Below are 24,903 nucleotides of genomic sequence, written 5' to 3' on the forward strand. Positions count from 1 at the left end.
CATGAAAGGGTCGTTCAGGACGAAAAACGTCTTGAACGACCCTTTCATGACATCCGGACCGAGCGGCCTACCGGTGCCAGTAGGACTCGATGATCTGCCAACGCTGGTAGTTGTGCCGCGCGTCGGCCAGAGCGTCGTGCTGGTCGTCCGGGGCCGACGGCAGCTTCGGCTTGCCCGCGTCCTCCCACCGTTGCCGCAGGTCACGGGTGAAGCGCGGCAGCTGGCGCGGCAGCGCGGGCATCGGCCCCCACAGCTGCGCCAGCGCGACGTGGTCGTAGGCGGCGAACCAGGCCCACAGCTCGATCCCGCCGGGCGGCTTGCCGAAGAACTCGAGCAGATCCGTGCGGATCTTCTCGCGGCTGCGCCACGCCGGGTCGGCGGGCGACGGGAGTTTCGGGAGCACGTTGTCGCGGACCCAGGGGCCGGCCTTGCCGGGATCGAAATCGGTCGAGACCGCGTAGAACTCGCGGCCTCTTTCGTCCACGACACCGATCGACACCAGATCGATGGTCACGCCGTCCTCAATGAATTCGGTGTCGTAGAAAAAGCGCACCGGAGAACCCTAGTGGGGCGTCAGCCGACCTTCGTGTCCGGGATACGGGCGACGTCCTGGGCGGAGGGCTGCGCGGGCACCTTCGGGCGGAGCCCCGCCTCGTCGGCGGCGAGCAGCTCCTTCGCCTTGGCGGCGTAGATGTCGACGTACTCCTGGCCGGAGAGCTCCATGAGCGCGTACATGATCTCGTCGGTGATGGACCGCTCGATGAAGCGGTCGCCGGCGAGGCCCTCGTAGCGCGAGAAGTCGAGCGGCTTGCCGAAGCGGATCTCGAGGCGGCGCGGCCACCACATCTTCGAGCCGATGGGGTTGACCTTGTCGGTGCCGATCATGGCGACCGGGACCACGAGGCCGCCGGATTCGAGCGCGATCCGCGCGACGCCGGTCTTGCCCTTGTACAGGCGGCCGTCCGGGGAGCGGGTGCCCTCGGGGTAGATGCCGAGGAGGTGGCCTTCGCGGACCAGCCGGGTCGCCGTGTCGAGCGCGGCCTGCGCCGCGTTGCCGCCGGAGCGGTCGATCGGGATCTGGCCGACGCCGGTGAAGAACCACTTCTTCAGCCGGCCCTTGAGGCCCTTTTCGGTGAAGTACTCCGATTTGGCCGGGAAGGTCACCTTGCGCTTGACCCGCAACGGCATGAAGAAGGAGTCCGCCACAGCCAGGTGGTTGCCCGCGAGGATCACACCGCCTTCGGCGGGGATGTTCTCCGCGCCGACGACTTTGGTGGGCCACAGCGCCTTGAGCAGTGGCCCGATAAACACGTGTTTCATGAGCCAGTACAGCACTGCGAAAACTCCTCCTAGCAGCTCAACCCCTGTGCCCGATGGTCAAGACTACGAACCGCGCACCCCCGGCACAACGAAGTCCACCCGGTTACCCGCACCCAGCGACGGATCTCACACCCGATCCGGCCCGATTCGGGCAGTGGCCGGGGGGCCACAAGCCGCTCCGGTCGTGCGAACATAGTAGACCTACCCAGCTCTCACGGAAGGCGATCGCATGGCCGTCCTCGCCGGCGCGGAACCGTTCGCTCACACCGGTTCGACCGAAGCAGGGTTCCTGCTGTGCCACGGATTCACCGGCACCCCCGCGAGTATGCGGCCCTGGGGCGACCACCTGGCCGAGGCCGGTTACACCGTCCGCTGCCCGCTGCTCCCCGGGCACGGGACCCGGTGGCAGGAAATGAACCGGACAGGCTGGGAGGACTGGTACGGCGCGGTCCGCGAGGAGCTTCTGGCGCTCTTCTCGACCTGCGACTCGGTGTTCGTCGCCGGGATGTCGATGGGCGGGACGCTGACGCTGCGGCTCGCCGAGGAGTTCGGCGACCGGATCGCCGGGATCGTGCTGGTGAACCCGTCGGTCCTGACACTCCGCCGGGACGCCAAACTGCTGCCCGTGCTGTCGCGGATCCTGCCTTCGGTGCCGGGCGTGGCCAACGACATCGCGAAGCCGGGCGTGACGGAGCTGGCCTACTCGCGGACGCCCGTGCGCGCGGCGGCGAGCCTGGCGAAGCTGTGGAAGCTCACCCGCGCGGATCTGGCCAAGGTGACCCAGCCCGTGCTCCTGCTGCACTCGGCCGTCGACCACATCGTGGAACCGGTCAACTCGCAGGTGATCCTCGACGGGATCGGCAGCGAGGACGTCACCGAGGTGGTGCTGGAGAACAGTTTCCACGTCGCCACCCAAGACCACGACGCAGGCCTGATCTTCACGCGTACGGTGGACTTCGCCCGGTCCGTGCGCCGGGCGGGACAGGTGGACGCCGGATGAACAGAGGCAAGGACGGGCCGGAGGACGTCGACGCGACGTTCGCCGAGATCGTGGCCGACCTCCGTGCGGAGGGCGTCGGTCTGTTCCCCGATGAAGACCTGGAGAAACCGGCCGGGAAGACCGCGGAAAAACCTGTGGAAAAGGCACCCGGCCCCGAGGCGCCGGAAGCCGAGACCGATCCGGGCTGGCGAGGCGGCGGCACCAGCTGGGACAAGACGCTCTTCGAGGACGACCCGGCGTCGGGCGAAGACGAGGGCCACTTCGTGCCGCCCGAGCCTCCTCCCCTGCCGCGTCCGCGCAAGGGCGCGTTCGTCGTCCTGCTGTTCTTCCTGCTCGGCCTGCTGCTCCTGATCGCGCCCACCCTGATCGGGATGGGCACGCGGCTCGGCACGCCGCTCGGCATCCTCGCCCTCGCGACCGCGATAGCGCTGCTCCTGCTGCGGGTGCGCCAGGGGCCGCCGCCCGGCGCGGATCCGCACAACGGCGCCCAGGTCTGAACTGCCGGACAATTCCGACCATGAAGATCGACTTCACTCCCTCGCGCCGGTCGACGGTCGGCGCGGAATGGGAACTCGCCCTCGTCGACCGGCGGACCGGTGAGCTCTCGTCCGTCGCGGAGAAGGTGCTCGACGCCGTCCGCCCCGACGGCGAGGAGGAGCACCCGAAGATCAAGCAGGAGCTGCTGCTCAACACCATCGAGGTGATCAGCGGGATCTGCGACACGATCGCCGAGGTCAAGGCCGATCTGAACACCTCGCTCGACACCGTGCACTCGGTGCTCGACCCGCTGGGCGTGGAGCTGTTCTCGGCCGGGTCGCACCCGTTTTCGACGTGGTACCAGCAGAAGGTCACCGACAAGGAGCGCTACGCCAAGCTCATCGACCGGACCCAGTGGTGGGGACGGCAGATGCTGATCTACGGCGTCCACGTGCACGTCGGTCTCGATCACCGCGACAAGGCTCTGCCGATCCTGGACGCGCTGCTCAACTACGCGCCGCATCTGCAAGCGCTTTCGGCGTCTTCGCCGTACTGGGGCGCGGAGGACACCGGGTACGCGTCGAACCGCGCGCTGATGTTCCAGCAGCTGCCGACGGCCGGGCTGCCGTTCCAGTTCGGGAAGTGGGAGGAGCTGGAGAGCTACGTCGACGACATGTTCACCACGGGCGTGATCGACCACTTCTCCGAGATCCGCTGGGACGTCCGGCCCGCCCCGCATTTCGGGACGATCGAGATGCGCGTGTGCGACGGGCTGCCGACGCTGGAGGAGGTCGGCGCGATCTCCGCGCTGACCCAATGCCTGGTCGACGACTTCAGCGGCCGCCTCGACGACGGCGAGATCCTGCCGACGCTGCCGCCGTGGCACGTCCAGGAGAACAAGTGGCGCGCGGCGCGCTACGGCGTCGACGCGATCGTCATCCTCGACGCGGCGGGCAACGAACGGCTCGTCACCGACGACACCTACGACCTGCTGAACCGGCTCGAACCGGTGGCCCGGCGCCTGGACTGCGCCGACGAGCTGCGCTCGGTCGAGACGATCCTGCGGTACGGGCCCAGCTACCTGCGTCAGCGCGCGGTGGCGAAGGCGTACAACGGCAGTTTGCGCGCCGTCGTCGCTTCGCTCATCGCGGAGATGCGGGAAGGGACGATCCCGCGCGCCTAGCCGAGGTGCTCCAGGAGGGTGCCGGGGCCGAAGGCGGAAGCGCCCACGGCCTCGACGCGGGACCGCAGTTCGCGATCGGCCGTCACCACGACGACGTGGTCGTCCGGCCCTTCGGCACGGGCTTCCCGTGCGACGGCGACGATCTTGTCGTCGCCTTCACCGTCCGCCTCGACGACGTCGACGCCGGGCACCGTCTCGACTCCCCGCGCCTTGCCCTCCACGACCAGCACGATCTTCGGCCACCACGACCACCCGTCGCCGCCGGGGAGCGCCGGATCGGTGAACCCGGTCTCGGCCAGGGCCGCGAGCTTGTCCCGCAGCCGTTCCGCGGCGCCGCGCCGGTCCCGCCACCAGCCGTCCGGGCGCGATCCGACGACGTTCGCGCCGTCGACCACCAGTACCAGCCTGCGATCCAAGTGTTCCCTCAATCCCGGCCACGCCACCGCGAAATCCCGGTGCAACCGGAAATCCGCGACCTGTCCCGCGTGGACCCAGCGCAGTTCGGCGCTCTCCGCGTTCTTCACCCTGGCCGCGAGCGTGCCGATCGGCGCGGCCAGGATCGTGGTGTAGCGCCAGTTCCCGTGGTCGACGTGCGACGCCGACAGCGGGCGGACCCGGGCCGGCGGGATGTCGGCCTCTTCGTGCGCCTCGCGGGTGGCGGCCTCGCGCGCGCTCTCCCCAGCCTCGACGGCTCCCCCGGGCAGCGCCCAGGTGCGTCCATGATGGACCCACCACGCCCGGCGTTGCAGCAGGACACCGCGCGCGGGATCGGACAGCAGCAACCCGGCGGCGCCGTTCAAGCCCCAGTGAAGATGCCCGTGGTCGCACCTCACGAAGCCGTTGCCGTCTTCCCGGGTCACGCCCTCAGCCTGTCACACCGACCTCGGCCCCGGGAGCCTTCGCCGCGTCGACGGCGAGCGCCGCGGCGCCCACGATGGCCGAATCGTCGCCGTGGTGCGCGGCCCGGATCCGGGCCAGCGGACGGTGCCCGGCGCCGGTGATCTTGTCCGCGTAGCGTTCGCGCGCCTCGTCGAGGAACAGCGGCGCCGATTCGGAAACGCCGCCGCCGATCACGATGATCTCGGGGTCGAAGACGTCGGCGACCAGCGCCAGGCCTTCGGCCAGCCACTTCGCGAGTTCGGTCATCGCGCGCTGGGCGATCGGGTCGCCGTCGCGGGCCGCGCCCGCCACCCGGCGTCCGGTCACCGAGCCCGGGTCTCCCCTGGTCTCGCGCGCCAGCACGGTCGAGCGGCCGGGATGCCGCGCGAGCAGTTCCACCGCCGTCGCGGACAACGCCGTCCCGCTGCAGTACCGCTCCCAGCAGCCGTACTTCCCGCACGGGCAGGGCCGCCCGCCGGGGACGACGGTCAGATGCCCGAGTTCCGGCGCGACACCGTGCGCGCCCCGATAGATCCGGCCGTCGAGCAGCAGGCCCGCCCCGATCCCGGTGCCGAGCGCGATCAGCGCGGCGACATGGGCGCCGCGAGCGGCTCCGAAGCGGTACTCGCCGACGGCGGCGGCGTTCACGTCGTGCTCCAGGGTCACCGGCAGGCCGACGCGCTTCTCGATCCGATCGGCGACCGGCGCGGCACGCCAGGACAGATGCGGCGCGAACATCACCGTCCGGCGGTCCTTGGCGACGAAACCGGCGACAGCCAGCCCGACACCGGAGACGTCGTGCCGGTTGCGGAGGTCTTCGACGACCCCGGCGATGGCGTCTTCGAGCGCGTCCTCCTCGCCGGGGGTCCCGACCCTGGCGGTGTCCATCAGCGAGCCGTGCTCGTCCACGACGCCGGCGCGCACACTCGTGCCCCCGACGTCCACCCCTATCGTCAGCAACTCAGTTCTCCCGGTCCGGCTGCCAAGCGTCGCGCCTGGTCACCGTGATGTGCTGGACCCGCGAAGCTCCCACCGGCGCATCTTCCCGCGCGGGCTCCTTCCGCGCAGGCTGGAACCCCGGCATGTGCACCCCGCCCTCGGGCTCCCAGCGATCGGCCAGCACCGCCCGCAGCAGCGCGACGAGCTGCGCGGCCTGCTCCATCAGCCGGGCCACGAACTCGGGCCGTTCGCCGCGGAAGACCCCGACGATCGCGCAGAGCGGGCACCAGCCACCGTCCGTGTCATGGTCGGAGCAACCATGACCGGCGGAGATCAGGTCCTCCAGCCACGGCGCGGCGTGCTCGACGACCAGTTCGACCAGCAGCCGGATCTCTTCGGCCAGTTTCAGGCCGTCGGACGGCGTGTGTTCGCTGTTCTCGCTCACCCGGGTCCCCGGTTCCCGGCCAGGCCCACGACCAGGCCGTGCGCGTCGGATTCCGCACCGGTGATCCGGCACGGGCGCAACATCTCCGGCAGCGCGATCAGCCGCCGGAAACCGTCCACGGTGACGGCGAGATCATCGTCCACTCTGGCCAGGTCCACTTCGGAATCACGGTGCAACGGCACGGCGATCCGCAGCTGGTAACCACCGTCCGATTCGGACACCCGCAGCAGCGGGGTGACGCCTTTTTCGTTTCCTGCCAAGGGATCCAGCCCCTGGTAGAGCTCGTACGCGATTTCCTGCAAAGCCGCCAGGCCCACGGGCTCGACGGCGCGATGCTCGACGGGCTTCACCTGGCCGGGCCCGAATCCCGCGTCGCCGAGTTCGGCGAGGACGGCGTTCTGCTGCGTGCGCCGGGTCCGCATCCACGAAGCCGCGGCGCCGCGCCAGAACCCGGGCGCGGGCATCAGCCGGTTGACGATCAGGCCGTCGACCAGGATCCCGCGCAGGGCCAGGGAACTGAGCGTGCGACGGGCTTCCGCGACGACGACGCGTTCCGGCGTCAGCACGAGCCGCACGGTGGTGGTCGCCGGATCGGTCAGCAGGGCGCGCAGCGACTCCAGATGCGCGCCGAGCCGCCGCACGGCGGCCGCCGTCCGCCGGGCGCCCGGTTTGAAGACCCTCGAAAGGTAGCCGGAGACGGCTTCGGGCAAAGCCAGCAGGCGCAGGGTTTCCGCGGTCGGCCCGCAGTCGACGACGACCGTCTCCCAGGGACCGTGCTCGGCGAGGCGCTGGACCTCGGTGAGGGCGAGGAGTTCGTCGACGCCGGGCACCACGGTGAGTTCTTCGGCGTCGAGGGAGTCGAGGCCCGCGCCCGCGAGCGCGGACTGCAGTTCCTGCCGGAGTTCGCGCCAGGTGCTGTCGACGAGGCCGCGGGTGTCGATCTGGACCGCGTGCAGGAGGGTGTCCACTTCGGACGGCTCGGCGCCGAGGGCGCGGCCGAAGGCGTCACCGAGGGAATGCGCCGGGTCGGTCGAGACGACCAGGGTCTTCCTGCCCCGCCCGGCGAGGGCCGCGGCCGTCGCCGCGGCCAGCGTGGTCTTGCCGACACCCCCCTTGCCGGTGAAAAGCAGGATCCGCATGCCTACCCTTCGACTCAGGATGCTTCAGCGCGCTTCTTGAGCTCCTTGAGCGCGGTGTCCATGACCATCTTCTCGGCCTTGCGGCGCAGCAGCCCGATCATCGGCAGCGCCAGCTCGACGGACAGCGTATACGTGACCTTGGTGCGGCCGGCGCCCAGCGCTTCGAGGGCATAACGGCCGTTCTGGGCCTTCTGCATCTGCCCCTTGACCAGGTGCCAGCTGACTCCCCGGCCGTCGGTGTCCCAGTCGTACTCGAGGGTGTAGACGTCCTTGATCGGTCCGGCGTCGAGGGTGAGTTTCACCTGCTTGGCGCGGCCGTCACCGTCCTCGCCGAGCACTTCGGTCTCCCGGACGGCCTTGGCCCATTCCGGGTACGCGGGAAAGTCGGCGATGACGGCCATGACCCGCTCGGGCTCGGCGTCGACCTCGATGGATTGCGTGGACTGCTCGGCCATGAACGCAGCCTAGCCGGGCCCGGCCGTCACCAGCGAAGCACGTACGGCTGTGCCGTCTCTTTGAAGTGACCGACGTTACGGCATTCGGTCCTGCCGACCCTCGTCCGCGCGGACAGCGGCTGGTGGACGTGCCCGAACACCGACCAGCGCGGCCGCTGTGCGCGGATGAGGTCCACCAGCGCCGCCGACCCGATCTCGGACCGCCGCGCGACCACGTCGTAGGTCAGTTCCGGGATGGCGGGCGGGATGTGGGTGCACAGGACGTCGATGTCCTCCAGGCTGGCGACCGCGGCGTCGTACTCCTCGCGGGTGCGCAGATACGGCCGCCAGAAGCCGTTGCGGCGCGGGACCACGTTCGGCGGGAGCAGCGCGCCGCCGATGAACCCGAAGCGCAGCCCGCCGAACTCGGCCACACCGCCGTCGAGGACCTGGATGCCTTCGCCCGCGAACTCGGACCACAGCGAGGGGTCGTCGACGTTGCCGGGAGTCGCGAACGTCGGCGCGGTGAGGGAGCCGAACAGGACGGAGTACTGGTCCTGGATGGCCTCGCCGACGGCGGCGGCCGGATCGGCCAGCGTGGCCCACAACGATCGCGAGAAGGCAACGGTCTCATCACGAGTGCCTTCACGCCGCAGCCGCGCGAACTCGCCGACCTTCTCGGCGCCGAACAGCGCGCCCATGATGCCCTTGTCGTGCTCGCGGTAGTCGACGAAGTCCAGCAGGTCGCCCAGCACGATCAGCGCGTCGGCACCGTCGCCCGCGCGTTTGAGCGCGTCGGCGTTTCCGTGCACGTCCGACACCACGTGAACCCGCATGCTCACCCCTACTCGGCCCGGGGGCCGACCCCGGGCTCGCGCCCGTCCTCGAGAACCTCTTTGAGCCCGAGCGCGATAGCCTTGGCGGCACGGGCGCGGCGGTCGAACTCCCGCCGCAGGTCCCGGGGCTCCAGTACGCGCGGCTCCCCGTCCGGACCGGCGGGAGTGGCACGCAGGAAGTAATGCAGCAGAGTGCCGTCGAGCACCGGCTCGAGCCAGACCTCCATGGTACCGATCAAGGCACCGCGCACGGTCCAGCGCAATCCTTCGTCGCCGCGGTCGGTGTAGACCTCGAGAACGAGGTCCGGCCAATAACGTGACCAAGATCGCGGATCGGCGAAGGCGGCGGCCACGGTGGAGGGCGGGACCACGAGGAAGGTCTCGTCGACGATGTCGAGAGCTGGCGGCGCCTGGTTCACAAGCGGCAGAATGTCATGCCCTCGGTATGGCCGATTCGTCAGCATGGTCTTAAGGTGCACGGCACGCTAAGTTGACTGGCGGGTAACACCGGTCACACCACTTTGCACGCGAACACGGAGGTTCCTCGTGCGCGAATACAGCGCCCCCGCCGCCAATCCGGTGACCGACGACGAGAACCTCGCGGACGTCGTCTGGGCGAACGCCGAGCGGTTCTCCGATGTCGTGAGTTTCCGCCGCCAGGTCGACGGAACCTGGCTGGACGTCACCGCCAAGGATTTCGCCGCCCAGGTACTGGCCGTGGCCAAGGGAATGGCCCAGGCGGGCATCGCACCGGGTGACCGGATCGGGCTCATGTCCAAGACCCGCTACGAATGGACCCTGATCGACTTCGCGATCTGGGCCGCCGGCGCGGTCACCGTCCCGATCTACGACACCTCCTCGGCCGAGCAGGTCCACTGGATCCTTTCGGACTCGGCGGCGAAGGCCGTGTTCGTCGAAACCGACGACCACCTCGCGACGCTGGAGACCGTCAAGGGACGCCTCGACTCACTTGAGCACACCTGGCAGATCGAGGCCGCCGGCGCGCCCGCCGTCGACCACCTCACCGCGCAGGGCGCCGAGCTGGGCGACGACGATCTGCACGAGCGCCGCCGCTCGGTGAAGGCGGGCGACCTCGCCACGATCGTGTACACCTCGGGCACCACCGGCCGCCCCAAAGGCGTCGAGCTGACCCACCGGAACCTCCTCTCCGAGATCCGCGCCGACATCGCCGCGTTCCCGCAGCTGATGGAGCAGGGCAACTCGCTGCTGGTGTTCCTGCCGCTCGCGCACGTCCTCGCCCGCGCCATCGCGGTGACCGCGCTCAGCGCGCGGGTGACCCTCGGGCACACCTCGGACGTCAAGAACCTCGTCGCCGACCTCGGCACCTTCCGGCCGACGTTCGTCGTCGCCGTGCCGCGCGTGTTCGAGAAGGTCTACAACAGCGCGAAGCAGAAGGCGCACGGGGACGGCAAGGGCAAGATCTTCGACGCCGCCGAAGCCACCGCCGTCGCCTACAGCCAGGCCCAGGACACCGGCGGCGCCGGGCTGGGCCTCAAGGTCAAGCACGCGCTGTTCGACAAGCTCGTGTTCAGCAAGCTGCGCGCGGCCCTCGGCGGCCGGTGCGTCGCCGCGGTGTCCGGCGGCGCCCCGCTCGGCGTGCGGCTGGCGCACTTCTTCCGCGGCATCGGCGTCCCGGTGTTCGAGGGCTACGGCCTGACCGAGACCTCCGCGGCGGCCTGCGTCGGCACCCAGGACGGGTTCCGCGTCGGCACCGTGGGACGGCCGGTCGCCGGCACCTCGGTCCGGATCGCCGACGACGGCGAGATCCTGCTCAAGGGCGACGTCGTGTTCGGCGGCTACTTCAACAACGCCGAGGCGACCGCCGAAGCGCTGGAGGACGGCTGGTTCCACACCGGCGACCTCGGCGAGCTCGACCGCGACGGGTTCCTCAAGATCACCGGGCGCAAGAAGGAGATCATCGTCACCGCGGGCGGCAAGAACGTCGCGCCGTCCGGCCTCGAAGACACCATCAAGGCCAGCCCGCTGGTCAGCCAGGCGATGGTCGTCGGCGACCAGCGGCCGTTCATCGGCGCGCTGATCACCATCGACGAGGAGTACTTCCCGTCGTGGAAGTCCCAGCACGGCAAGCCTTCCGGCGCCTCCGTGTCCGATCTGGCCGACGACGCCGAACTGCGCGCCGAAATCCAGGAGGCCGTCAACCAGGCCAACAGCGCGGTGTCGCAGGCCGAGGCGATCAAGAAGTTCACGATCCTGTCGAAGGACTTCACCGAGGCGGGCGGAGAGATCACGCCGAGCCTGAAGCTGAAGCGCAACATCGTGAACAAGAACTACGCGAACGACATCGAAGCCCTGTACAAGAAGTAGCCCGCTGGTACATGAAGGCCCCCTTCCTTGCTCCTAGGTACAGGAAGGGGGCCTTCATGCAAGTGGCTAAATGCGGGGGATCTCGGCGTCCCACTCGATGTGGTGCCGATACAGCCAGTTCCGGTCCCGGTCGGGCGTCGTCCCCGAAGACACCGCCGCGCTGCTCGCCACCAGCTTCTCGACCCGAGCCCGCCGCAACCGCTCGTAGGCCGCGAAAGCCGTTGGCGCGTCAGGAAGATCCCTCAGGCACTGGGCCAGCACGACACTGTCCTCCAGCGCCATCGACGCGCCCTGCCCGGCAGCGGGCGAAGCCGCGTGCGCCGCGTCGCCCACGAGCACCATCGACTCGGTGAACCACACCGGCGTCGAAGGGACGTCGTAGGCGTGGCCACCGAAGACGTCGTCCCCCGTCGACGCGATGATTTCCGCGGCGGGCAACGGTTCCCCGTCGAACGTGACGAAAGCCGCCGTGCGCCATTCCTCCGGGGTCAGGCCAGTCCGGACCCCTTCGGCCGTGGGCAGCCGCGCGAACCAGTACGTCGAGCCGTCGGGGGCGCTCGTGTAGCCGAAGAAGGCGTGCAGACTCTGGATCATCCGGTAGAGCGACGGCGCCTGCGGGACGCTCGTGTCGGTCGTGTAGCCGTAGACGACGTCGAGCCCCGTCGAGCGCGGAGGCGGGCACGACGGGTCGATGATGGTCCGGAGGACCGATCGCAGGCCGTCGGCGCCGATCAGGATGTCGCCCTCGGCGACCGTCCCGTCCTCGAAACGGGCGACACCCGGCGACGCGGACACCAGCCGTTTCCCGCGCTCGAAGGTGATCCCGCGCGAGATCGCTTCCTCTTGCAGCGCAAGGTAAAGCGACGAGCGCTTCAAGGTTCGCGGCCCGTGAGTGCCGTCAGTGCCGAACGACCGCTGTTCGACGGTCTTCCCGTCCGGCGTGACGAGTTCCAGCCCGACGGCGGCGAAGGAGTTCTCGATCACCGGCCCCTCGGCGCCGATCGCGCGCAGGGCGTCCATGCCGTTGTGCATGATCGTCAGGAACGCGCCCGCGTCCTCGCCACCGGACTCGTACGCCTCGTGGACGCTCGCTTCGATCCCGGCCCGCCGCAACGCCATCGCGGTCACCGTCCCGGCGATGCCGCCGCCGATGATCACTGCCTTCACCGCGAACCCCCTGTCGTGTCACCGGCCCCTGACGGTACCCGGGAACCGGCGACACGACAGAGGGGGAATCACGCGCCGCCGCTGGCGACGATGTCGCCGTTGACGCCCTTGGGGAAGAACCCGCCTTCCTTCACCGGACCCGGGTTCAGGTAGACGACGTTGAGCACCCGGTCCGCGCCGCGGCCGAAGCAGACGCCGTTGTTGTCGGTGGGCACGATGTTCGCCTGGTTGCCGAGCACGATGCCCTGATCGTCGTCGCCGGGGCCGTCGAGGGCGTCGCGGGCGTTGGAGATCTTGGCCGCCGCGTCGCCGAGGTCCCGGTCGAACAGCGACGTCCGGATGGTGGCGGCGTGGTAGGCCTCGGCGGCCAGGATCCCGGCGGCCGCGTCCAGGAACGTCTTGTTGGTGATCAGCGGGGCGGCGCCCTTGTACGCCGTCACACCGACGTCCTCGAACAGGAACGCCGCGAGCAGGAAGTTCTTCTCGTTGGCGAACGGGTCGAACTGCTGGTACCCGCTGATCAGCCCGGCCGCCTTCGCGGCCGCGGTGAAGCTGTCCTTGAGGTCGATCTGAGGCCGTGACACCGCGGCCTCGCCGAGCGCGCCGCGCAGGAACTTGACGTGCGCGACCTCGTCGCCCGCGATCTCCTTCGCGAACTGGTGCAGCGCCTTGTCGTGGAACATCACTTTCTTGCCGCCGGCCACCCCGCCCTGGGTGCCGACGCCGCCGGTGAGGTCGTCCGGCAGCCCGTGGCCGTAGACGGCGAAGGAGTAGAACTCGGCTTCGAGGTACTCCAGGTTGAGCGCGAAATTGAGCACGGCCGCGTCACTGGGCGCGGCGGCCGCCTCGCTCGTCGCCGAAGCGGACGACGTGGCCTGCACGCCGAGGTACGTCGCGCCGACGACACCGAGGCCCGCCGCGCCTGCGGCCTTCAGGAACCGGCGGCGGTCCGTGCGGTTCTCGGCACTGCGTGAGATCAGGGTGCGGACAAAGGGCTTTCCGAACACGAGTGGTTCCTCTCGTCTTTGCGGTGCACACCCACCCACTCGGACGTTCGGAACCACTCGTGGCCCGGATTGGAAAAGTTCTCGAACTAGTTGCGGGACAGGACAGAGGTGTCACGGACGATGTCGCGTGACCGGATGGCCGACACGTGTGATCAGACGGACGACACGCGTGTCCAGGCGGACGGCTCAGCGCGCGACCCGGCCGTGCGCGTGTCGTCCGGCCAGTCACGCGTGTCGTCCGTCTGATCACACGTGCCGTCTCCTCGATCACGCGCACCCGCCGGAGCGGTACCTCGGCGGGTCACGTCGCGAAAGCCACTTTCGGGGCACCTGACGTCGCGAAAGTGGCTTTCGCGACAAGTGTCCTGCCCCGGGAGCCCGTCAAGGCCACATCGGTCGCGTCCGTGAAGGCCTCCTTGAGGGACTCTGGGTCCCTCAAGGAGGCCTTCACGGACCTCACAGCCGGACTAGCGCAAGCCGGTGACTCAGCTTCGCCCGCTTGCTTACTTCTTCGTCGCCGCCGCGAGGCGAACGCAGACCACCAGACCGCGGATGGCCTCTTCGACCTCGGCCAGCTCGGGGTACGTCGGGGCGATGCGGATGACGGCGTCCTCGGGGTCGTCGCCGTAGGGATGCGTCGCACCGGCCGGGGTCAGGGCGATGCCCGCCTCCTTGGCCAGCCGCACGACCTCCTTGGCGGTCCCGGACGGCACGGTCAGCGAGATGAAGTACCCGCCGGTCGGCTTGGTCCAGGACACGAGGCCCGATTCGCCCAGTTCCTTGGTCAGGATCTCGTCGACGGCCGCGAACTTCGGCCCGATGAGCTCGGCGTGCTTGCGCATGTGCTCGCGGACGCCGTCCTCGTCGCGCAGGAACTGCGCGTGCCGGAGCTGGTTGACCTTGTCCGGGCCGATGGTCCGCTTGCCGATGAGGCCGGTCCACCAGGCCAGGTTGGCCTCGGAAGCGCCGAAGAAGCCGACGCCACCACCGGCGTAGGTCACCTTCGAGGTGGAGCCGAAGACGAACACGCGGTCGGCGTTGCCCGCCTCGGTGGCCAGCGCGAACAGGTCGGCCAGCGGTGCCTCGGCGTCGGTGAGGTGGTGCACGGCGTAGGCGTTGTCCCAGAAGATCCGGAAGTCCGGGGCCGCCGTGGTCATCGTGGCCAGGCGGCGCACGGTGTCCTCGCTGTAGGTGACGCCAGTCGGGTTGCTGTACTTCGGCACACACCAGATGCCCTTGACCGCGGCGTCCTCGGCGACGAGACGCTCGACGGCGTCCATGTCCGGGCCGGTCTCGGTGAGGGGGACCTGGACCAGCTCGATGCCGAAGCGCTCGGCCAGCGCGAAGTGGCGGTCGTAGCCCGGCACCGGGCACAGGAACTTGACGCTCGCCTCGTCGGCCCAGCGGCGCTCGGCGCCGGGGAGCTTGCTGAGGAAGGCCTGCACGATCGAGTCGTGCATGAGCTCCAGGCTGGAGTTGCCCGCGGCCAGCAGCTGCTCGGCCGGGACCTGCAGCGGCCCGGCGAAGATGCGGCGGAGCTCGGGCAGGCCCTTGAGGCCGCCGTAGTTGCGGACGTCCGTGCCGTCCTCGGCCTTGCGCACGTCTCCGGGGAGGGCGAGCAGCCCGTCTGCGAGGTCCAGCTGGCGGGGGGACGGCTTGCCGCGGGTGATGTCCAGGGAGAGGCCACGGTCGACGAGGGCCGCGTAGTCGCGGCGGGCGCTCTCGACATCGACAGGTGCAGTGGTCATGCCTAACGCTAAACCCGCGGCGGATCGGCGTGGGACGAGGGTGGCCCTACGCCCGCGCGCACAAGATCGGATAACGGTTCCGGCGCGTTTTTCATCATTCGTAACGAGACCTAATCCCCTAGTGACGGCGCCGCGCATTCCCGCATTCTCGGTATCACGAGGAAAAGGGGAAAGAAATGGAAGCGAAGAAGTGGGCGGCGGTGACACTCATGGTCGCCGGCGCGGTGGCCGCGTGCGCGGTGCCGAATCAGGGAACGGCGGCTCCGGCCGTCGCGGTGGCCGCCCCGCCGACCACGATCGTGATCCAGCCACCGGTGGCCGCGCCCCCGCCGCAGACGGTTTATGTCGCACCGCCCGCGACGCGGACGGTCTATCCCGCACCGGCGGTTCCGGTGGCGCAAACGGTGATCGCCTTCTACGACGCGATCAACCGGCGTGATTTCCTGACCGCGTGGAATCTCGGAGGTCAGCGATTGGCGAAAGGAGGCACTTATGCCTCCTGGAGCAACGGATACGCGACGACTTCATGGGCGGCGCTCACCGTGCGGAGTACGAGCGGGAACACCGTGTACGTCGATCTCTCGGCACGGCAGACCGATGGTTCGATGCGCGTTTTCACCGGTTCCTACACCGTTTCCGGCGGCGCGATCACCGCGGCGACCATGAAACGCGTGTCCTGATCAGAGCGCGGTGAGCGCGGAGATCTTCCACCGGCCGTCGACGCGCCGCGCGGTGACCGAAAGCTGGGAGACCGTCGACTGCGGCGCGCCTCCCCCGGCGGCGATCGTCTGCTGGTCGAGGAACAACAGCACTTCGGCCTGGTCGCCGCGCAGGGACCGGACGCCCAGGGAGCGGACCGTCGTCGTGCGCACCAGCTTCTGCTCTTCGGCCCGTTTCCGCGCCGAGGCGAACTGGTCGCGGTACTGCCCGGTCGCCTCGCCGGTCAGCACGTCGGCCGCGGCCCGCTCGGTCCGCGCGAGGTTGCTGTAGTCGTAGGAGAAGACGGCCTTCACCCCGGCGCCGACCTGGTCGGCGACCTCGGCCGTGGCGGCCTGGTCGACCAGCGCCGCGTTGCCGTCCGAGCCCAGGGAGGACGCCTGGAGGCCGAACCACACCGCGCAGCCGGTGGCGAGCACGATGATCGCGATCAGGAGCCGCGGGGTGCGCCCGGTCACGAGCCCGCCGCCTGTACCGCGCTGACCTTCCAGCCGTCCTCGACGCGCTGGTAGTCCACGGTCAGCCTGCTCACCTTGGGCGCGGCCGAGCCGCCGCCGGTGCTGACGCGCACGTCCAGCACGGCCATGAGCCTCGCCGTGCCGGCGGTGGCGTCGAGTTCGGTGACGGCGGCCTGTTTGAGCTTGGCCGTGGCGACGGTCTTGCTCGTGTTCGCGCGGTCGATCTGGATCTGCCGGTCGCCGGTGAGGTCCTTGCCGAGCCGTCCGGTGGTGACGCCGAGCCAGCGGTCGACGTCCTGGGCCCCGCTGCGGTAGTCGATCGTGTTGAGCACTTCGAGCTGGCCGGACGCGGCGGCGAGGACGGCTTCCCGCTCGCGGCCCCTGGCCAGGCCGTCGTCCCCGGCGGCGCTCCACCACGACCAGCCGAACCAGGCGGCCGCGAGGACCGCCAGCGCGGCGGCGACGGTGAGGGCGCGGTTGAGCACTACTTACCGCCCAGCAACGCGCCCAGTCCGCTCGGCGCGGATCCGGTGAGCAGGTTCAGCACACCCGGCAGCTGGGCGGATTCCGCCGCCTGAGGGGTCTGCTTCGGCTTCTCCGGGACCGCGGGCGGCTTCCCGGCGTACGGGGCGTTCTGCGACCCGCGCACGCCCGTGGGGCTTCCCGGCGGCTCGGCGCAGTACGCCTGCGTGTTCACCGGCGCCTCGGTGGTGTCGTTGGCGGGACGCTGTTTCGTGCCCTCGTAGCCCTTCGTGCACGAGACCGGGTCGAAGAAGTTGAACACGACGCCGAGGTGGCCCGTGCCGTCCGGCGACGTCGACCGCGAGAACGCCGAGATGATCGGATACGCGACGAGGAGTTCCTCGATCGCGTCGGTGCGGGCGGAGGTGATCTGGGCGGTGGTGAGCGCGTTCGCGAACAGCACCCCGAGGTCGGTCCCCGAGACCGCGAGCACGTCGCTGATCTGGCGGCTCAGCTTGGGCGCCTCGTCGATCACGCGCCGCAGATCCGGGTCGGACGACTTCAGCTGCGCGGCGATCGTCTTGAGCCCGCTGGAGAACTGCGTGATGTTGTCCGCCTGACGGCGCTGGGTGTCCAGCACCGTCCGCGAGTTCGACAGCAGGCCCTGGGTGTCGGGCAGGTACTGGGTCGCGGTCGCGGTGAGCGAACCGGTGCTGTCCAGCAGCTGCCGCAGGTCCGGGCCTGCGTCGGCGAACGCCTCGTAGGTCTCGTCGACGACGGTCTTCAGCGAGTCCGGCTTCACGCTCGACACCAGTTTGTCCAAATTGGACAGTACGGTGTCCGGCGCGAGCGGGATCGACGTCTTGTCCCGCTTGATGACGGAACCCTGCGCCAGGTACGGCCCGTTTTCGTGCATGGGCAGCAGATCGACGTACTGCTCCCCCACCGCCGACCGGTTCGCGACCGCGGCCTTGGTGTCCGCGGGGATCTTCGGCGCGCCCGAATCGATGTCGAGCCCGAGGTCGACGCCCTGCTCGGTGAGCGTCATCGACGAGACCTTGCCGACCGCGACGCCGCGGTAGGAGACCTCGGCGTTGACGAAGATCCCGCCGGAGTCCGCGAGCTGCGCGGTGACGAGGTAGCCGCGGGTGCCGAAGAGCCGGTCCAGCCCGGCGTACTTGCCGCCCGCGTAGACGACCGAAACGACCGCGATGACGAGGAACACCGCCATCTGGATCCTGGTCTTGCGCGTGATCACCGGCCACCTCCCAGGATCGGCCCGAGGATCCCGCCGAGCACACCGCCCAGGACGTCCCCTTGGGGCGTCTGGGCCTGCGGCGCCTGCGGGAGGTCCCCGGCGGGCAGCGGGAGCAGCGGCGGCGCGGCGCCGTTGTTGAACGGGATCGCCCCGGCCGCCCCGGTGCCCTGGGTCCCCGGCAGCTGGATGATCGGCTGCGAGGAGTTGTTCATGTTCTCCAGGAAGGTGTCCAGGTTCAGGTCGATCTTGGCGTCCACGTTCGCGTAGTCGCCCTTGATCACGTTACCCGCGTAGTCCGGGAACGGGTAGGTGAGCAGGATCCGCAGCGCGGTCGGCAGGTCCTGACCGGCCTCGCTCAGCTTCTTGAGCGTCGGCTGCAGCGCGCGGAGGTTCGCCACCAGCGAGTCCTTGCTGGCGTTGATCGTTTCGGTCGCGACCCCGGACAGCGTGTTCAGCGACTGGAGCATGCCGACGAGCTGATCGCGTTGCTCGGTCACGACCTTGAGCCCCGGCGACAGGTTGTCGAGCGCGTTCGTGATGTTCTGCGTCTGGCCGACCAGCGTCTTGGACAACTTGTCGACACCGTCGATGGCGCGCAGGATCTCGCCCTTGTGCCCGTCGAGTTCGGTCGCCAGTTCGTCCACTTGGGACAGCAGCCCGCGGACCTCGGCCTCGTTGCCGGTGAGCGCTTCGTTCAGTTCGTGGCTGATCTTCTGGATCTGCTCGACCCCGCCGCCGTTGAGCAGCAGGGAAAGCGCGCCGAGGACCTCTTCGACCTCGGGGTTGCGGTTCGTGCGGTCCAGCGGGATCTTCGCGCCCTCGGCGAGCGTTCCCTCGGGTTTGACGTCCCGCGCCTCGTGCAGGTCGACGAACTTCTCCCCCAGCAGGCTCGACTGCCGCAGTTCGGCCCGCGCGTTCGCGGGCAGCGCGATGTCGCCGTTGACGACCATGCTCACCCACGCCGAGCGGGTGTCCGGCGCGAGGTCGATCTTCTCGACCCGGCCGACCGAGACGTCGTTGACCTTCACGGTCGCCTGCGGCACGAGGTCGAGGACGTCGGAGAACTGCGCGGAGACCCGGTACGGATGGTCGCCGAGATCCGCGCCACCCGGCAAGGGAGTGTTGTACAGCCCCGAGAAACCGCCGTCGCCGCAGCCGGCGAGCACCAGGACGCCCGCCATCACCCCCGCGATCTTCTGCCGTTGCCGCCTCATTTCGGGAGCCCCTTGGCCATGACGTCGATCAGCGGGAGCGGAAGCGGCGGCAGTTCACCGCTCTGCAGCGAGGCCAGCACCTGCGGGATCGACGGGAGTTTCAGCGTGCCGTCGAGGACCGGCGCCAGCTGCTTGCAGATGTTTCCGAGCGCGTCCGGGATCGGCTTCGGCGTGCTCGCGCTGATCAGGCGGCACACGGTCAGGATCGGCGGATGTGTGAGCTCGTTCAGGTTGTCCCGCACCGCGATCGTGCCGGACGCCGCGTCGTAGGAGTTGATGAAGTTGGTCGCCCCGGTCGGCGCGATGTCGATCACCTCGGCGAGCGAGGCCCGCTGGTCCACGAGCACCTTGGTCAGCCCGGCCAGTTTGTCCACATTGGACGAGAGCAGGTCCTTGTTCTCCGCCACGAACTTCTCGACGTCGCCCATCGCCGTCGCCAGGGAGTTCAGCGCGCCGCCCACGTCGGCGGAGTCCGCGGCGAGGAACCCGCTCACGTCCGCAGCCCGGCGGTAGAACTCGTTGAGCTGCTTGTCGCTTTCGGCCAGCGCGCCGGCGAAGGAGTTCAGGTTCTGCACCGTGGTGAACAGGTCGCCTTTGGAGCTGTCCAGGGTCTTGGCCAGTTCGGACAGCCGGGTCACCGTGGTGTTGAGGTTCTTCCCGTTGCCGCCGAGGTTCGCCGCCGCCGTGTCGAGCACGTCGGACAGCGCGCCGTTCTTGTTGGCGCCGTTGGGACCCAGGCTGGTCGAGAGCTTGTCGAGGCTCGTGTAGAGGTCGTCGAGTTCGGCCGGGGTCGCCGTCTTCTCCTTGGCGATCACCGTGTCCGTGGCCATTTCGGGGCCGCTCTCGTACGCCGGGGTCAGCTGGACGTACCGGTCGCTCACCAGGCTCGGCGCGACGACCACGGCGCCCGCGTCGGCCGGGATCGGGGTGTCGTCGTCGATCCGCATGTCGACCCGGACCGCCTCGCCCTGCGGCGTGACCCCGGTGATCTCGCCGACCTTCACCCCGAGCACCCGGACCGACGAACCCGCGTAGAGCCCGACGGTCTTCCCGAAGTAGGCGCTGATCCGCGTCCCGCCGGGTTCTTTGAACACCAGCCACAGACCCGCGGTCGCGATCAGCACGAGGACGCAGGCGAACGCGACCCACGTGTACAGCGTGCGGGGTTGCTTGCTCATCGTCCGCCCGCCCCCTGGTTCGGCGCGGCGATCGGCGGGGTGCAGCCCTCCGGGTTGACCTGGAACGCGCCCGCGATGATCGTCGGCGGCAGCAGACCGCACAGGTAGCCCTCGAACCAGCGGCCGTTCCCGGTGGCGTTGGCGCCGACGCGGGCGAACGGGGCCATCAGCGCGAGGCTGCGGTTGAGATTGTCCTGGTTGCGCTGCAGGATGTCGGTGACCTTGCCGAGTTTCTCCAGCGTCGGCTTCATCTGCTGCCGGTTGTCGGCGACGAGCCCGGACAGCTGCGCGGAGACCTGTTGCGTGCCCTTGAGCAACGTGCTGATCGCGTCCTTCCGGTTCTGCAGTTCGGCGAGCAGGAGATTGCCGTCGTCGAGGATCCGCTTCAACTGGGCGTTGCGATCGGACAGCGTCTTGGACACCTTGCTCGTGTTGGCCAGCAACGTCTTCAGGTCACCGTCGCGGGAGGAGACCGTCTTGGACAAGGAAGAGAGCCCGCCCAGCGCGTCCTTCAGGTACTGGGGGCTGTCCTTGAGCGCGTCGGAGAGGACGGTGAAACTCGACGCGAGCTGCGCGGTGTCGATCTCGCCGACCGTGCCCGACAGCTGCTGGAACGCGTCCTGCAGTTCGAACGGCGTCCGCGTGCGGTCGAGTCCGATCGTGGTGTTCGGATCCTGGCTCCCCTTGCCTTTCGGGGTCAGCGCGAGGAACTTCTCGCCGAGCAGCGTTTTGATCTCGATCGACGCGGCGGTGGCGTCGCCGACCCGGACGCCGGAGACCCGGAACTTCACCAGCACCTTCCTGCCCGCCAGTTCCACCGAGCTGACCTGGCCGACCTTGACCCCGGCGACCTGCACCTCGTTGTCCGGCGACAGCCCGGCCGATTCGCCGAAGTACGCGGAGTACGTCGTCCCGCTGCCGAACAGCGGGATCCGGTCGGAGAAGTAGGTCGTCGCCGTGATCAGCACGATCAGGATGAGCGCCACTCCGCCCACCACGGCCTGGTTGCGTTCCTTGAGCGGCTTCACGGCCCGCACCTCTCCGGTCGCTGCGTGCCGGGCAGCGGCGTGATCGGCAGTTCGATGTTGAGCGACTTGATGCCGATGCTGCCGGAGATCCCGCACAGGTAGTAGTTGAACCAGCTGCCGTAGCTCAGCGTCCTGGTGAACTTCTGCAGGTTGCCCGGCAGCACCTGCAGCAGATGATCGATCAGCTGCTCCGAATCGCCGAGATTCTGCGACAGCGCGCCGAGCTGCGCGACGTCGTCCTTGATGGCCGGGCGCGCGTCGGCCAGCAGGCCCGTCGTGGTGACGGTGAGGTCGCCGAGCGCCTTGACCGCGTCCCCGATCGGCTTGCGCTGCTCGGAAAGCCCGGTGACCAGCCGCTGTGTCTGGTCGATCAGCTCGCCCAGTTGCGGTGAGCGCCGCTCGACCGTGCCGAGCACGGTGTTGAGGTTCGCGATGACGTCGCCGATGATCTTGTCCTTGCCCGCGATGGCCGACGTGACCGACGCGGTGTGCGCGAGCAGGCTGGTGATCGTGCCGCCCTCGCCTTGGAAGACCTGGATGATCTCGTAGGAGAGCTTGTTGACGTCCTCGGGGTTCAGCGCGCGGAAGAGCGGTTTGAACCCGTTGAAGAGGACCGTCAGGTTCAGGGCCGGCTTGGTGCGTTCGGGCGGGATGATCCCGCCGCGCGGCAACGACTTCTCGTCGCCGATGTCCGTGCCGAGCGCGAGATACCGCTGGCCGACCAGGTTGCGGTACTTGATGGTCGCGGTCACCGAGGCGGGCAGCCGGTGCGTGGTCTGGACGTCGAAGTGGACCTGGGCGAAGTTCTTCTCGCCCTCCTCGACCTCGATCTCGCCGACCTGCCCGACCTTCACGCCGACGATGCGGACGTCGTCGCCCTCCTTGAGCCCGGACGCGTCGGTGAACTTGGCCGTGTAACAGGAGGTCTCGCCGAAGTTGGTGTTCGCGATGGTGGCGCCGAGGACCGCGGTGAGGAGCACGGTGACCACGGCGAAGACGAGGATCTTGACCAGATCCGGGACGAAGGACCTCATCGGACCGCCCTCCGGCCTCGCGTGGCCCGGGGGCTGAAGGACGCTTTCCCCGCATCAGACGGGGTGAAAGCTCCCTTCGCCGCGTCGCATGCGGTGAAGGGCCCCTTCAGACCGGCCCCATGGCCAGCGCGAGCGGGTTGCGAAAGCCACTTTCGCAACGTTGAAGGTTGCGAAAGTGGCTTTCGCGATGTCGGCTGGGTCGTGAGTGGCAAGTCGGGTTCTGACCCGAATCGCCACTCACGACCCGCTCGACCCGCCACGAGCGTGTCCCGAAAGCCACTTTCGGGACACGTGACGTCCCGAAAGTGGCTTTCGCGACGTGGTCGAGACGCAGCGCCTCGTGAGTGGTTGCTGAAGGACGCTTTCCCCTCATCAGACGCGGTGAAAGCTCCCTTCGCCGCGTCGCATGCCGTGAAGGGCCCCTTCAGCCCGGCTCGGGCGGCTGACGTGACAATCATCGGAGCTCCACCTCCGCCCCGCGGTACAGCGGCCCCACCAGCAGGCTGCCCCAGTTCGGCACCTGGTCCGGCGTCGTGCCCATCGCCGGCGACACGAGCAGGTCGATCAGCCGCTGCTCGTCCGGCGTGTTCACCACCGAACCACCGGTGCTCCCGCCCGCGGGCAGGGCCCCGTTCGAGGGCAGGGTGCCGTCCGGGTCACGCGGCGGCGCGGGCTTCGAGGACCCGTCGTCGATCGCGCCGTCCGGCGGATACTGCGGCCAGCGGCCCGGCGGCGGCACCTCCGGGTAACAGCGCGGCCCGCGTTTGTCGTTGTACTTCGGCTCGTCGACGCCGGGCAGGTACTTGCCCCGGCTCGGTGTGAACTCGATGGTCACCCGGCTGACCTCGGGATGCGCGGTGCCCTTGCCGAACGCGAGTTCCGCGCGCGGCACCGATCCGGCCAGCTGCTTGAGCAGGCACGGGTACTCCGGCGCGTATTTCGCGAGGACGTCCAGCGTGGGCTGGAGGCTGGTGGTGAGGCGGATCAGGTTGTCCTGGTTCACTTTCAGGAAGCTCGTCAGGTCGATCGAAGCGGCCGTCACGGTCGAGTAGACGTCGGCGAGGCCGCGCTGGCTCTCCACCAGCGTCTTGCTCGTGGTGGTCAGATCCGACAGCGCGGCCAGCAGATCGGGCGCGGCCTTGTCATAGATCTTCGCGGCGTCGGCCAGCCCGGAGATGTCGGCCTTGAGGTCGGGCAGCGACGGGTTCACTTTCCCGAGATACCGCGAAAGTCCCGCCATCGTCGCGCCGAGCTGCTTGCCCTGACCGTCCAAAGCGGACGCGACGGCGTTCAGCGTGCTGGCCATCTTCTCCGGCTGGACGGCCTGCAGCAACGGCATCACGTTGCCGAGCACGGTTTCCAGCTCGATCGCGCTGCTGCTGCGGTCCTGCGGGATGACGTCGCCCTCGCCGATGTGCCGCTCGGGCTTCTCCGGGATCTGCAGGGCCACGTACCGCTCGCCGAACAGTGTCTTCGGCAGCAGCCGTGCGGAGACGTTCGACGGGATGACCCTGGTCTTGTCCGGTTGCAGCGCCAGGTCCATCGTCGCGTGGTCGCCGTGGGCCCGGATCGACCGCACCTCGCCGACGACCATCCCGCGCACCTTGACGTCCGCGCCCTCGCGCATCTGGTTGCCGATGCGGTCGGTCTCCAGTTTCACCAGGGTCACCGTGGTGAAGGCCTTCTGGTAGAAGGCGATGGTGGTGACGAAGAACAGCACGACCACCACGAGGAAGATCAGGCCCAGCACCTGGTGCCGGAGCCGCTGCAGCAGAATCCCCCTGTTCACCCGGAAATCCTCACCGTCGTCGTGGCGCCCCAGATCGCGAGGCTCAGGAAGAAGTCGAGTACCGAGATCAGCACGATCGACGTCCGCACCGCGCGGCCGACGGCGATCCCCACCCCGGCGGGCCCACCGCTGGCGGTGTAGCCGTAATAGCAATGGGAAAGGATGACGAGCACGCTGAAGATGATCACCTTGAGGAACGACCAGAGCACGTCCTCGGGCGGCAGGAACAGCGTGAAGTAGTGGTCGTAGGTGCCCGCGGACTGGCCGTAGAGCCAGATGGTGATCTGCCGCGAGGCGAGGTACGACGAGAGCAGGCCGACGGCGTAGAGCGGGATGACCGCGCTGACGCCGGCGATCACCCGGGTCGTCACGAGGTAGGGCAGGCTCGGCACGCCCATCACTTCGAGCGCGTCGATCTCCTCGGAGATCTTCATCGCGCCGAGCTGCGCGGTGAACCCGCAGCCGACGGTGGCCGAGAGCGCGAGCCCGGCCGAAAGCGGCGCGACCTCGCGGGTGTTGAAGTAGGCCGAGATGAACCCGGTCAGCGCGGCCGTGCCGAGCTGGTTCAGCGCCGAGTAGCCCTGCATGCCGACGATGAGCCCGGTGAACAGCGTCATCCCGATCATCACGCCGAGCGTCCCGCCGATCACCGCGAGCGCGCCGGTGCCGAAGCTGACTTCGGTCAGCAGGCGGAAGATCTCGCGGCCGTAGCGCCGGATCGTGCGCGGGGTCCAGGCCAGCGCCCGGAAGTAGAACGACAGCTGGCCGCCGAAGCCTTCCAGCATCGCTCCGGGACGCGCGATGATCTCGAGCGTCCGGTCCGAAACCGCGGGTTCGCCTGCCAT

General features: G+C 69.1%; 26 protein-coding genes. 5 read left to right on the plus strand and 21 right to left on the minus strand.

Annotated elements, in window-relative coordinates:
• Nucleotides 1–67: 67 nt before the first annotated feature.
• Both AB0N89_RS22705 and AB0N89_RS22710 read right to left on the minus strand, forming a co-directional pair.
• Nucleotides 68–553: a polyadenylate-specific 3'-exoribonuclease AS gene (locus AB0N89_RS22705; RefSeq protein WP_016332795.1), complete on the minus strand. Its 486-nt coding sequence runs from the start codon at nucleotides 551–553 to the stop codon at nucleotides 68–70.
• A 20-nt stretch (nucleotides 554–573) separates the two neighbouring features.
• Nucleotides 574–1,335 (minus strand): lysophospholipid acyltransferase family protein, encoded by a 762-nt coding sequence (locus tag AB0N89_RS22710; RefSeq protein ID WP_364207460.1) that lies wholly within the window; start codon nucleotides 1,333–1,335, stop codon nucleotides 574–576.
• A 214-nt stretch (nucleotides 1,336–1,549) separates the two neighbouring features.
• Between AB0N89_RS22710 and AB0N89_RS22715 the strand changes: the two genes are divergently transcribed.
• Genes AB0N89_RS22715 through AB0N89_RS22725 form a run of 3 tightly spaced genes read left to right on the plus strand, consistent with a single transcriptional unit; the run spans nucleotide 1,550 to nucleotide 3,980 of the window.
• Nucleotides 1,550–2,320 (plus strand): alpha/beta fold hydrolase, encoded by a 771-nt coding sequence (locus AB0N89_RS22715; RefSeq protein ID WP_364207462.1) that lies wholly within the window; start codon nucleotides 1,550–1,552, stop codon nucleotides 2,318–2,320.
• A complete protein-coding gene (locus AB0N89_RS22720; RefSeq protein ID WP_364207464.1) occupies nucleotides 2,317–2,817 on the plus strand; it encodes a hypothetical protein in 501 nt (166 codons plus the stop codon). Before AB0N89_RS22715 ends, AB0N89_RS22720 begins: the two co-directional genes overlap by 4 nt.
• A gap of 20 nt (nucleotides 2,818–2,837) precedes the next feature.
• Nucleotides 2,838–3,980, plus strand: coding sequence for a glutamate--cysteine ligase (locus AB0N89_RS22725; protein WP_364207466.1), 1,143 nt, complete (start codon nucleotides 2,838–2,840; stop codon nucleotides 3,978–3,980).
• Here AB0N89_RS22725 and AB0N89_RS22730 read toward each other — a convergent pair.
• Genes AB0N89_RS22730 through AB0N89_RS22760 form a run of 7 tightly spaced genes read right to left on the minus strand, consistent with a single transcriptional unit; the run spans nucleotide 3,977 to nucleotide 9,116 of the window.
• Nucleotides 3,977–4,840, minus strand: a complete 864-nt coding sequence (locus tag AB0N89_RS22730; RefSeq protein WP_364207468.1) for an NUDIX domain-containing protein — start codon at nucleotides 4,838–4,840, stop codon at nucleotides 3,977–3,979. The two genes, AB0N89_RS22725 and AB0N89_RS22730, sit on opposite strands and share 4 nt — an antisense overlap.
• 4 nt (nucleotides 4,841–4,844) lie before the next feature.
• Nucleotides 4,845–5,804, minus strand: coding sequence for an ROK family protein (locus AB0N89_RS22735; RefSeq protein WP_364207612.1), 960 nt, complete (start codon nucleotides 5,802–5,804; stop codon nucleotides 4,845–4,847).
• Between the two features lie 16 nt (nucleotides 5,805–5,820).
• Nucleotides 5,821–6,243, minus strand: a complete 423-nt coding sequence (locus tag AB0N89_RS22740; RefSeq protein WP_364207470.1) for a hypothetical protein — start codon at nucleotides 6,241–6,243, stop codon at nucleotides 5,821–5,823.
• Nucleotides 6,240–7,382 (minus strand): ArsA family ATPase, encoded by a 1,143-nt coding sequence (locus tag AB0N89_RS22745; RefSeq protein WP_364207471.1) that lies wholly within the window; start codon nucleotides 7,380–7,382, stop codon nucleotides 6,240–6,242. Before AB0N89_RS22745 ends, AB0N89_RS22740 begins: the two co-directional genes overlap by 4 nt.
• Before the next feature lie 14 nt (nucleotides 7,383–7,396).
• On the minus strand, nucleotides 7,397–7,837 hold the full coding sequence (locus AB0N89_RS22750) for an SRPBCC family protein (protein ID WP_364207473.1): 441 nt from the start codon (nucleotides 7,835–7,837) through the stop codon (nucleotides 7,397–7,399).
• Nucleotides 7,838–7,863: 26 nt separating this feature from the next.
• Nucleotides 7,864–8,652: a metallophosphoesterase gene (locus AB0N89_RS22755; RefSeq protein ID WP_364207475.1), complete on the minus strand. Its 789-nt coding sequence runs from the start codon at nucleotides 8,650–8,652 to the stop codon at nucleotides 7,864–7,866.
• An 8-nt stretch (nucleotides 8,653–8,660) separates the two neighbouring features.
• Nucleotides 8,661–9,116 (minus strand): polyketide cyclase / dehydrase and lipid transport, encoded by a 456-nt coding sequence (locus tag AB0N89_RS22760; protein ID WP_364207477.1) that lies wholly within the window; start codon nucleotides 9,114–9,116, stop codon nucleotides 8,661–8,663.
• Between the two features lie 82 nt (nucleotides 9,117–9,198).
• On the opposite strand from AB0N89_RS22760, the gene AB0N89_RS22765 reads away from it, so the two are divergent.
• Entirely contained in the window at nucleotides 9,199–10,998 is a 1,800-nt protein-coding gene (locus AB0N89_RS22765; protein ID WP_364207479.1) for a long-chain fatty acid--CoA ligase, read from the plus strand.
• A gap of 66 nt (nucleotides 10,999–11,064) precedes the next feature.
• Here AB0N89_RS22765 and AB0N89_RS22770 read toward each other — a convergent pair whose 3' ends face one another.
• The 3 genes from AB0N89_RS22770 to AB0N89_RS22780 form a co-directional block, all read right to left on the minus strand.
• On the minus strand, nucleotides 11,065–12,165 hold the full coding sequence (locus tag AB0N89_RS22770) for an NAD(P)/FAD-dependent oxidoreductase (RefSeq protein ID WP_364207481.1): 1,101 nt from the start codon (nucleotides 12,163–12,165) through the stop codon (nucleotides 11,065–11,067).
• Nucleotides 12,166–12,233: 68 nt separating this feature from the next.
• Nucleotides 12,234–13,172: a ferritin-like domain-containing protein gene (locus tag AB0N89_RS22775; protein ID WP_364207483.1), complete on the minus strand. Its 939-nt coding sequence runs from the start codon at nucleotides 13,170–13,172 to the stop codon at nucleotides 12,234–12,236.
• A 503-nt stretch (nucleotides 13,173–13,675) separates the two neighbouring features.
• Complete coding sequence (locus AB0N89_RS22780) at nucleotides 13,676–14,920, minus strand: aminotransferase class I/II-fold pyridoxal phosphate-dependent enzyme (RefSeq protein ID WP_364207485.1); 1,245 nt, start codon at nucleotides 14,918–14,920, stop codon at nucleotides 13,676–13,678.
• A 176-nt stretch (nucleotides 14,921–15,096) separates the two neighbouring features.
• On the opposite strand from AB0N89_RS22780, the gene AB0N89_RS22785 reads away from it, so the two are divergent.
• On the plus strand, nucleotides 15,097–15,600 hold the full coding sequence (locus AB0N89_RS22785; RefSeq protein WP_364207487.1) for a hypothetical protein: 504 nt from the start codon (nucleotides 15,097–15,099) through the stop codon (nucleotides 15,598–15,600).
• Here AB0N89_RS22785 and AB0N89_RS22790 read toward each other — a convergent pair whose 3' ends face one another.
• The 9 genes from AB0N89_RS22790 to AB0N89_RS22830 form a co-directional block, all read right to left on the minus strand.
• The gene (locus AB0N89_RS22790; RefSeq protein WP_364207489.1) at nucleotides 15,601–16,095 is read right to left on the minus strand and encodes a hypothetical protein; all 495 of its coding nucleotides are present in this window, start codon (nucleotides 16,093–16,095) and stop codon (nucleotides 15,601–15,603) included.
• Nucleotides 16,092–16,580: a hypothetical protein gene (locus AB0N89_RS22795; protein WP_364207491.1), complete on the minus strand. Its 489-nt coding sequence runs from the start codon at nucleotides 16,578–16,580 to the stop codon at nucleotides 16,092–16,094. The genes AB0N89_RS22790 and AB0N89_RS22795 overlap by 4 nt, the downstream gene beginning before the upstream one ends.
• Complete coding sequence (locus AB0N89_RS22800; RefSeq protein ID WP_364207493.1) at nucleotides 16,580–17,815, minus strand: MCE family protein; 1,236 nt, start codon at nucleotides 17,813–17,815, stop codon at nucleotides 16,580–16,582. The genes AB0N89_RS22795 and AB0N89_RS22800 overlap by 1 nt, the downstream gene beginning before the upstream one ends.
• Nucleotides 17,812–19,029: an MCE family protein gene (locus AB0N89_RS22805; protein WP_364207495.1), complete on the minus strand. Its 1,218-nt coding sequence runs from the start codon at nucleotides 19,027–19,029 to the stop codon at nucleotides 17,812–17,814. The genes AB0N89_RS22800 and AB0N89_RS22805 overlap by 4 nt, the downstream gene beginning before the upstream one ends.
• Nucleotides 19,026–20,207, minus strand: coding sequence for an MCE family protein (locus AB0N89_RS22810; RefSeq protein WP_364207497.1), 1,182 nt, complete (start codon nucleotides 20,205–20,207; stop codon nucleotides 19,026–19,028). Before AB0N89_RS22810 ends, AB0N89_RS22805 begins: the two co-directional genes overlap by 4 nt.
• A complete protein-coding gene (locus AB0N89_RS22815) occupies nucleotides 20,204–21,235 on the minus strand; it encodes an MCE family protein (RefSeq protein WP_364207499.1) in 1,032 nt (343 codons plus the stop codon). Before AB0N89_RS22815 ends, AB0N89_RS22810 begins: the two co-directional genes overlap by 4 nt.
• Nucleotides 21,232–22,269, minus strand: coding sequence for an MCE family protein (locus AB0N89_RS22820; RefSeq protein ID WP_364207501.1), 1,038 nt, complete (start codon nucleotides 22,267–22,269; stop codon nucleotides 21,232–21,234). The genes AB0N89_RS22815 and AB0N89_RS22820 overlap by 4 nt, the downstream gene beginning before the upstream one ends.
• A 454-nt stretch (nucleotides 22,270–22,723) precedes the next feature.
• The gene (locus AB0N89_RS22825; protein ID WP_364207503.1) at nucleotides 22,724–24,058 is read right to left on the minus strand and encodes an MCE family protein; all 1,335 of its coding nucleotides are present in this window, start codon (nucleotides 24,056–24,058) and stop codon (nucleotides 22,724–22,726) included.
• Nucleotides 24,055–24,903, minus strand: coding sequence for an ABC transporter permease (locus AB0N89_RS22830; protein WP_364207505.1), 849 nt, complete (start codon nucleotides 24,901–24,903; stop codon nucleotides 24,055–24,057). The genes AB0N89_RS22825 and AB0N89_RS22830 overlap by 4 nt, the downstream gene beginning before the upstream one ends.

Origin of the sequence: Amycolatopsis sp. NPDC089917 (assembly GCF_040684635.1) — a bacterium.
GTDB lineage: Bacteria > Actinomycetota > Actinomycetes > Mycobacteriales > Pseudonocardiaceae > Amycolatopsis.

Bases quoted from the DNA above. Each gene is read 5' to 3' on its own strand.
- AB0N89_RS22715 (WP_364207462.1), top strand. From the start codon at position 1,550: ATGGCCGTCCTCGCCGGCGCGGAACCGTTCGCTCACACCGGTTCGACC.
- AB0N89_RS22720 (WP_364207464.1), top strand. From the start codon at position 2,317: ATGAACAGAGGCAAGGACGGGCCGGAGGACGTCGACGCGACGTTCGCC.
- AB0N89_RS22725 (WP_364207466.1), top strand. From the start codon at position 2,838: ATGAAGATCGACTTCACTCCCTCGCGCCGGTCGACGGTCGGCGCGGAA.
- AB0N89_RS22745 (WP_364207471.1), bottom strand. From the start codon at position 7,382: ATGCGGATCCTGCTTTTCACCGGCAAGGGGGGTGTCGGCAAGACCACG.
- AB0N89_RS22750 (WP_364207473.1), bottom strand. From the start codon at position 7,837: ATGGCCGAGCAGTCCACGCAATCCATCGAGGTCGACGCCGAGCCCGAG.
- AB0N89_RS22755 (WP_364207475.1), bottom strand. From the start codon at position 8,652: ATGCGGGTTCACGTGGTGTCGGACGTGCACGGAAACGCCGACGCGCTC.
- AB0N89_RS22760 (WP_364207477.1), bottom strand. From the start codon at position 9,116: ATGCTGACGAATCGGCCATACCGAGGGCATGACATTCTGCCGCTTGTG.
- AB0N89_RS22780 (WP_364207485.1), bottom strand. From the start codon at position 14,920: ATGACCACTGCACCTGTCGATGTCGAGAGCGCCCGCCGCGACTACGCG.
- AB0N89_RS22785 (WP_364207487.1), top strand. From the start codon at position 15,097: ATGGAAGCGAAGAAGTGGGCGGCGGTGACACTCATGGTCGCCGGCGCG.
- AB0N89_RS22805 (WP_364207495.1), bottom strand. From the start codon at position 19,029: ATGAGGCGGCAACGGCAGAAGATCGCGGGGGTGATGGCGGGCGTCCTG.
- AB0N89_RS22810 (WP_364207497.1), bottom strand. From the start codon at position 20,207: ATGAGCAAGCAACCCCGCACGCTGTACACGTGGGTCGCGTTCGCCTGC.
- AB0N89_RS22820 (WP_364207501.1), bottom strand. From the start codon at position 22,269: ATGAGGTCCTTCGTCCCGGATCTGGTCAAGATCCTCGTCTTCGCCGTG.
- AB0N89_RS22830 (WP_364207505.1), bottom strand. From the start codon at position 24,903: ATGGCAGGCGAACCCGCGGTTTCGGACCGGACGCTCGAGATCATCGCG.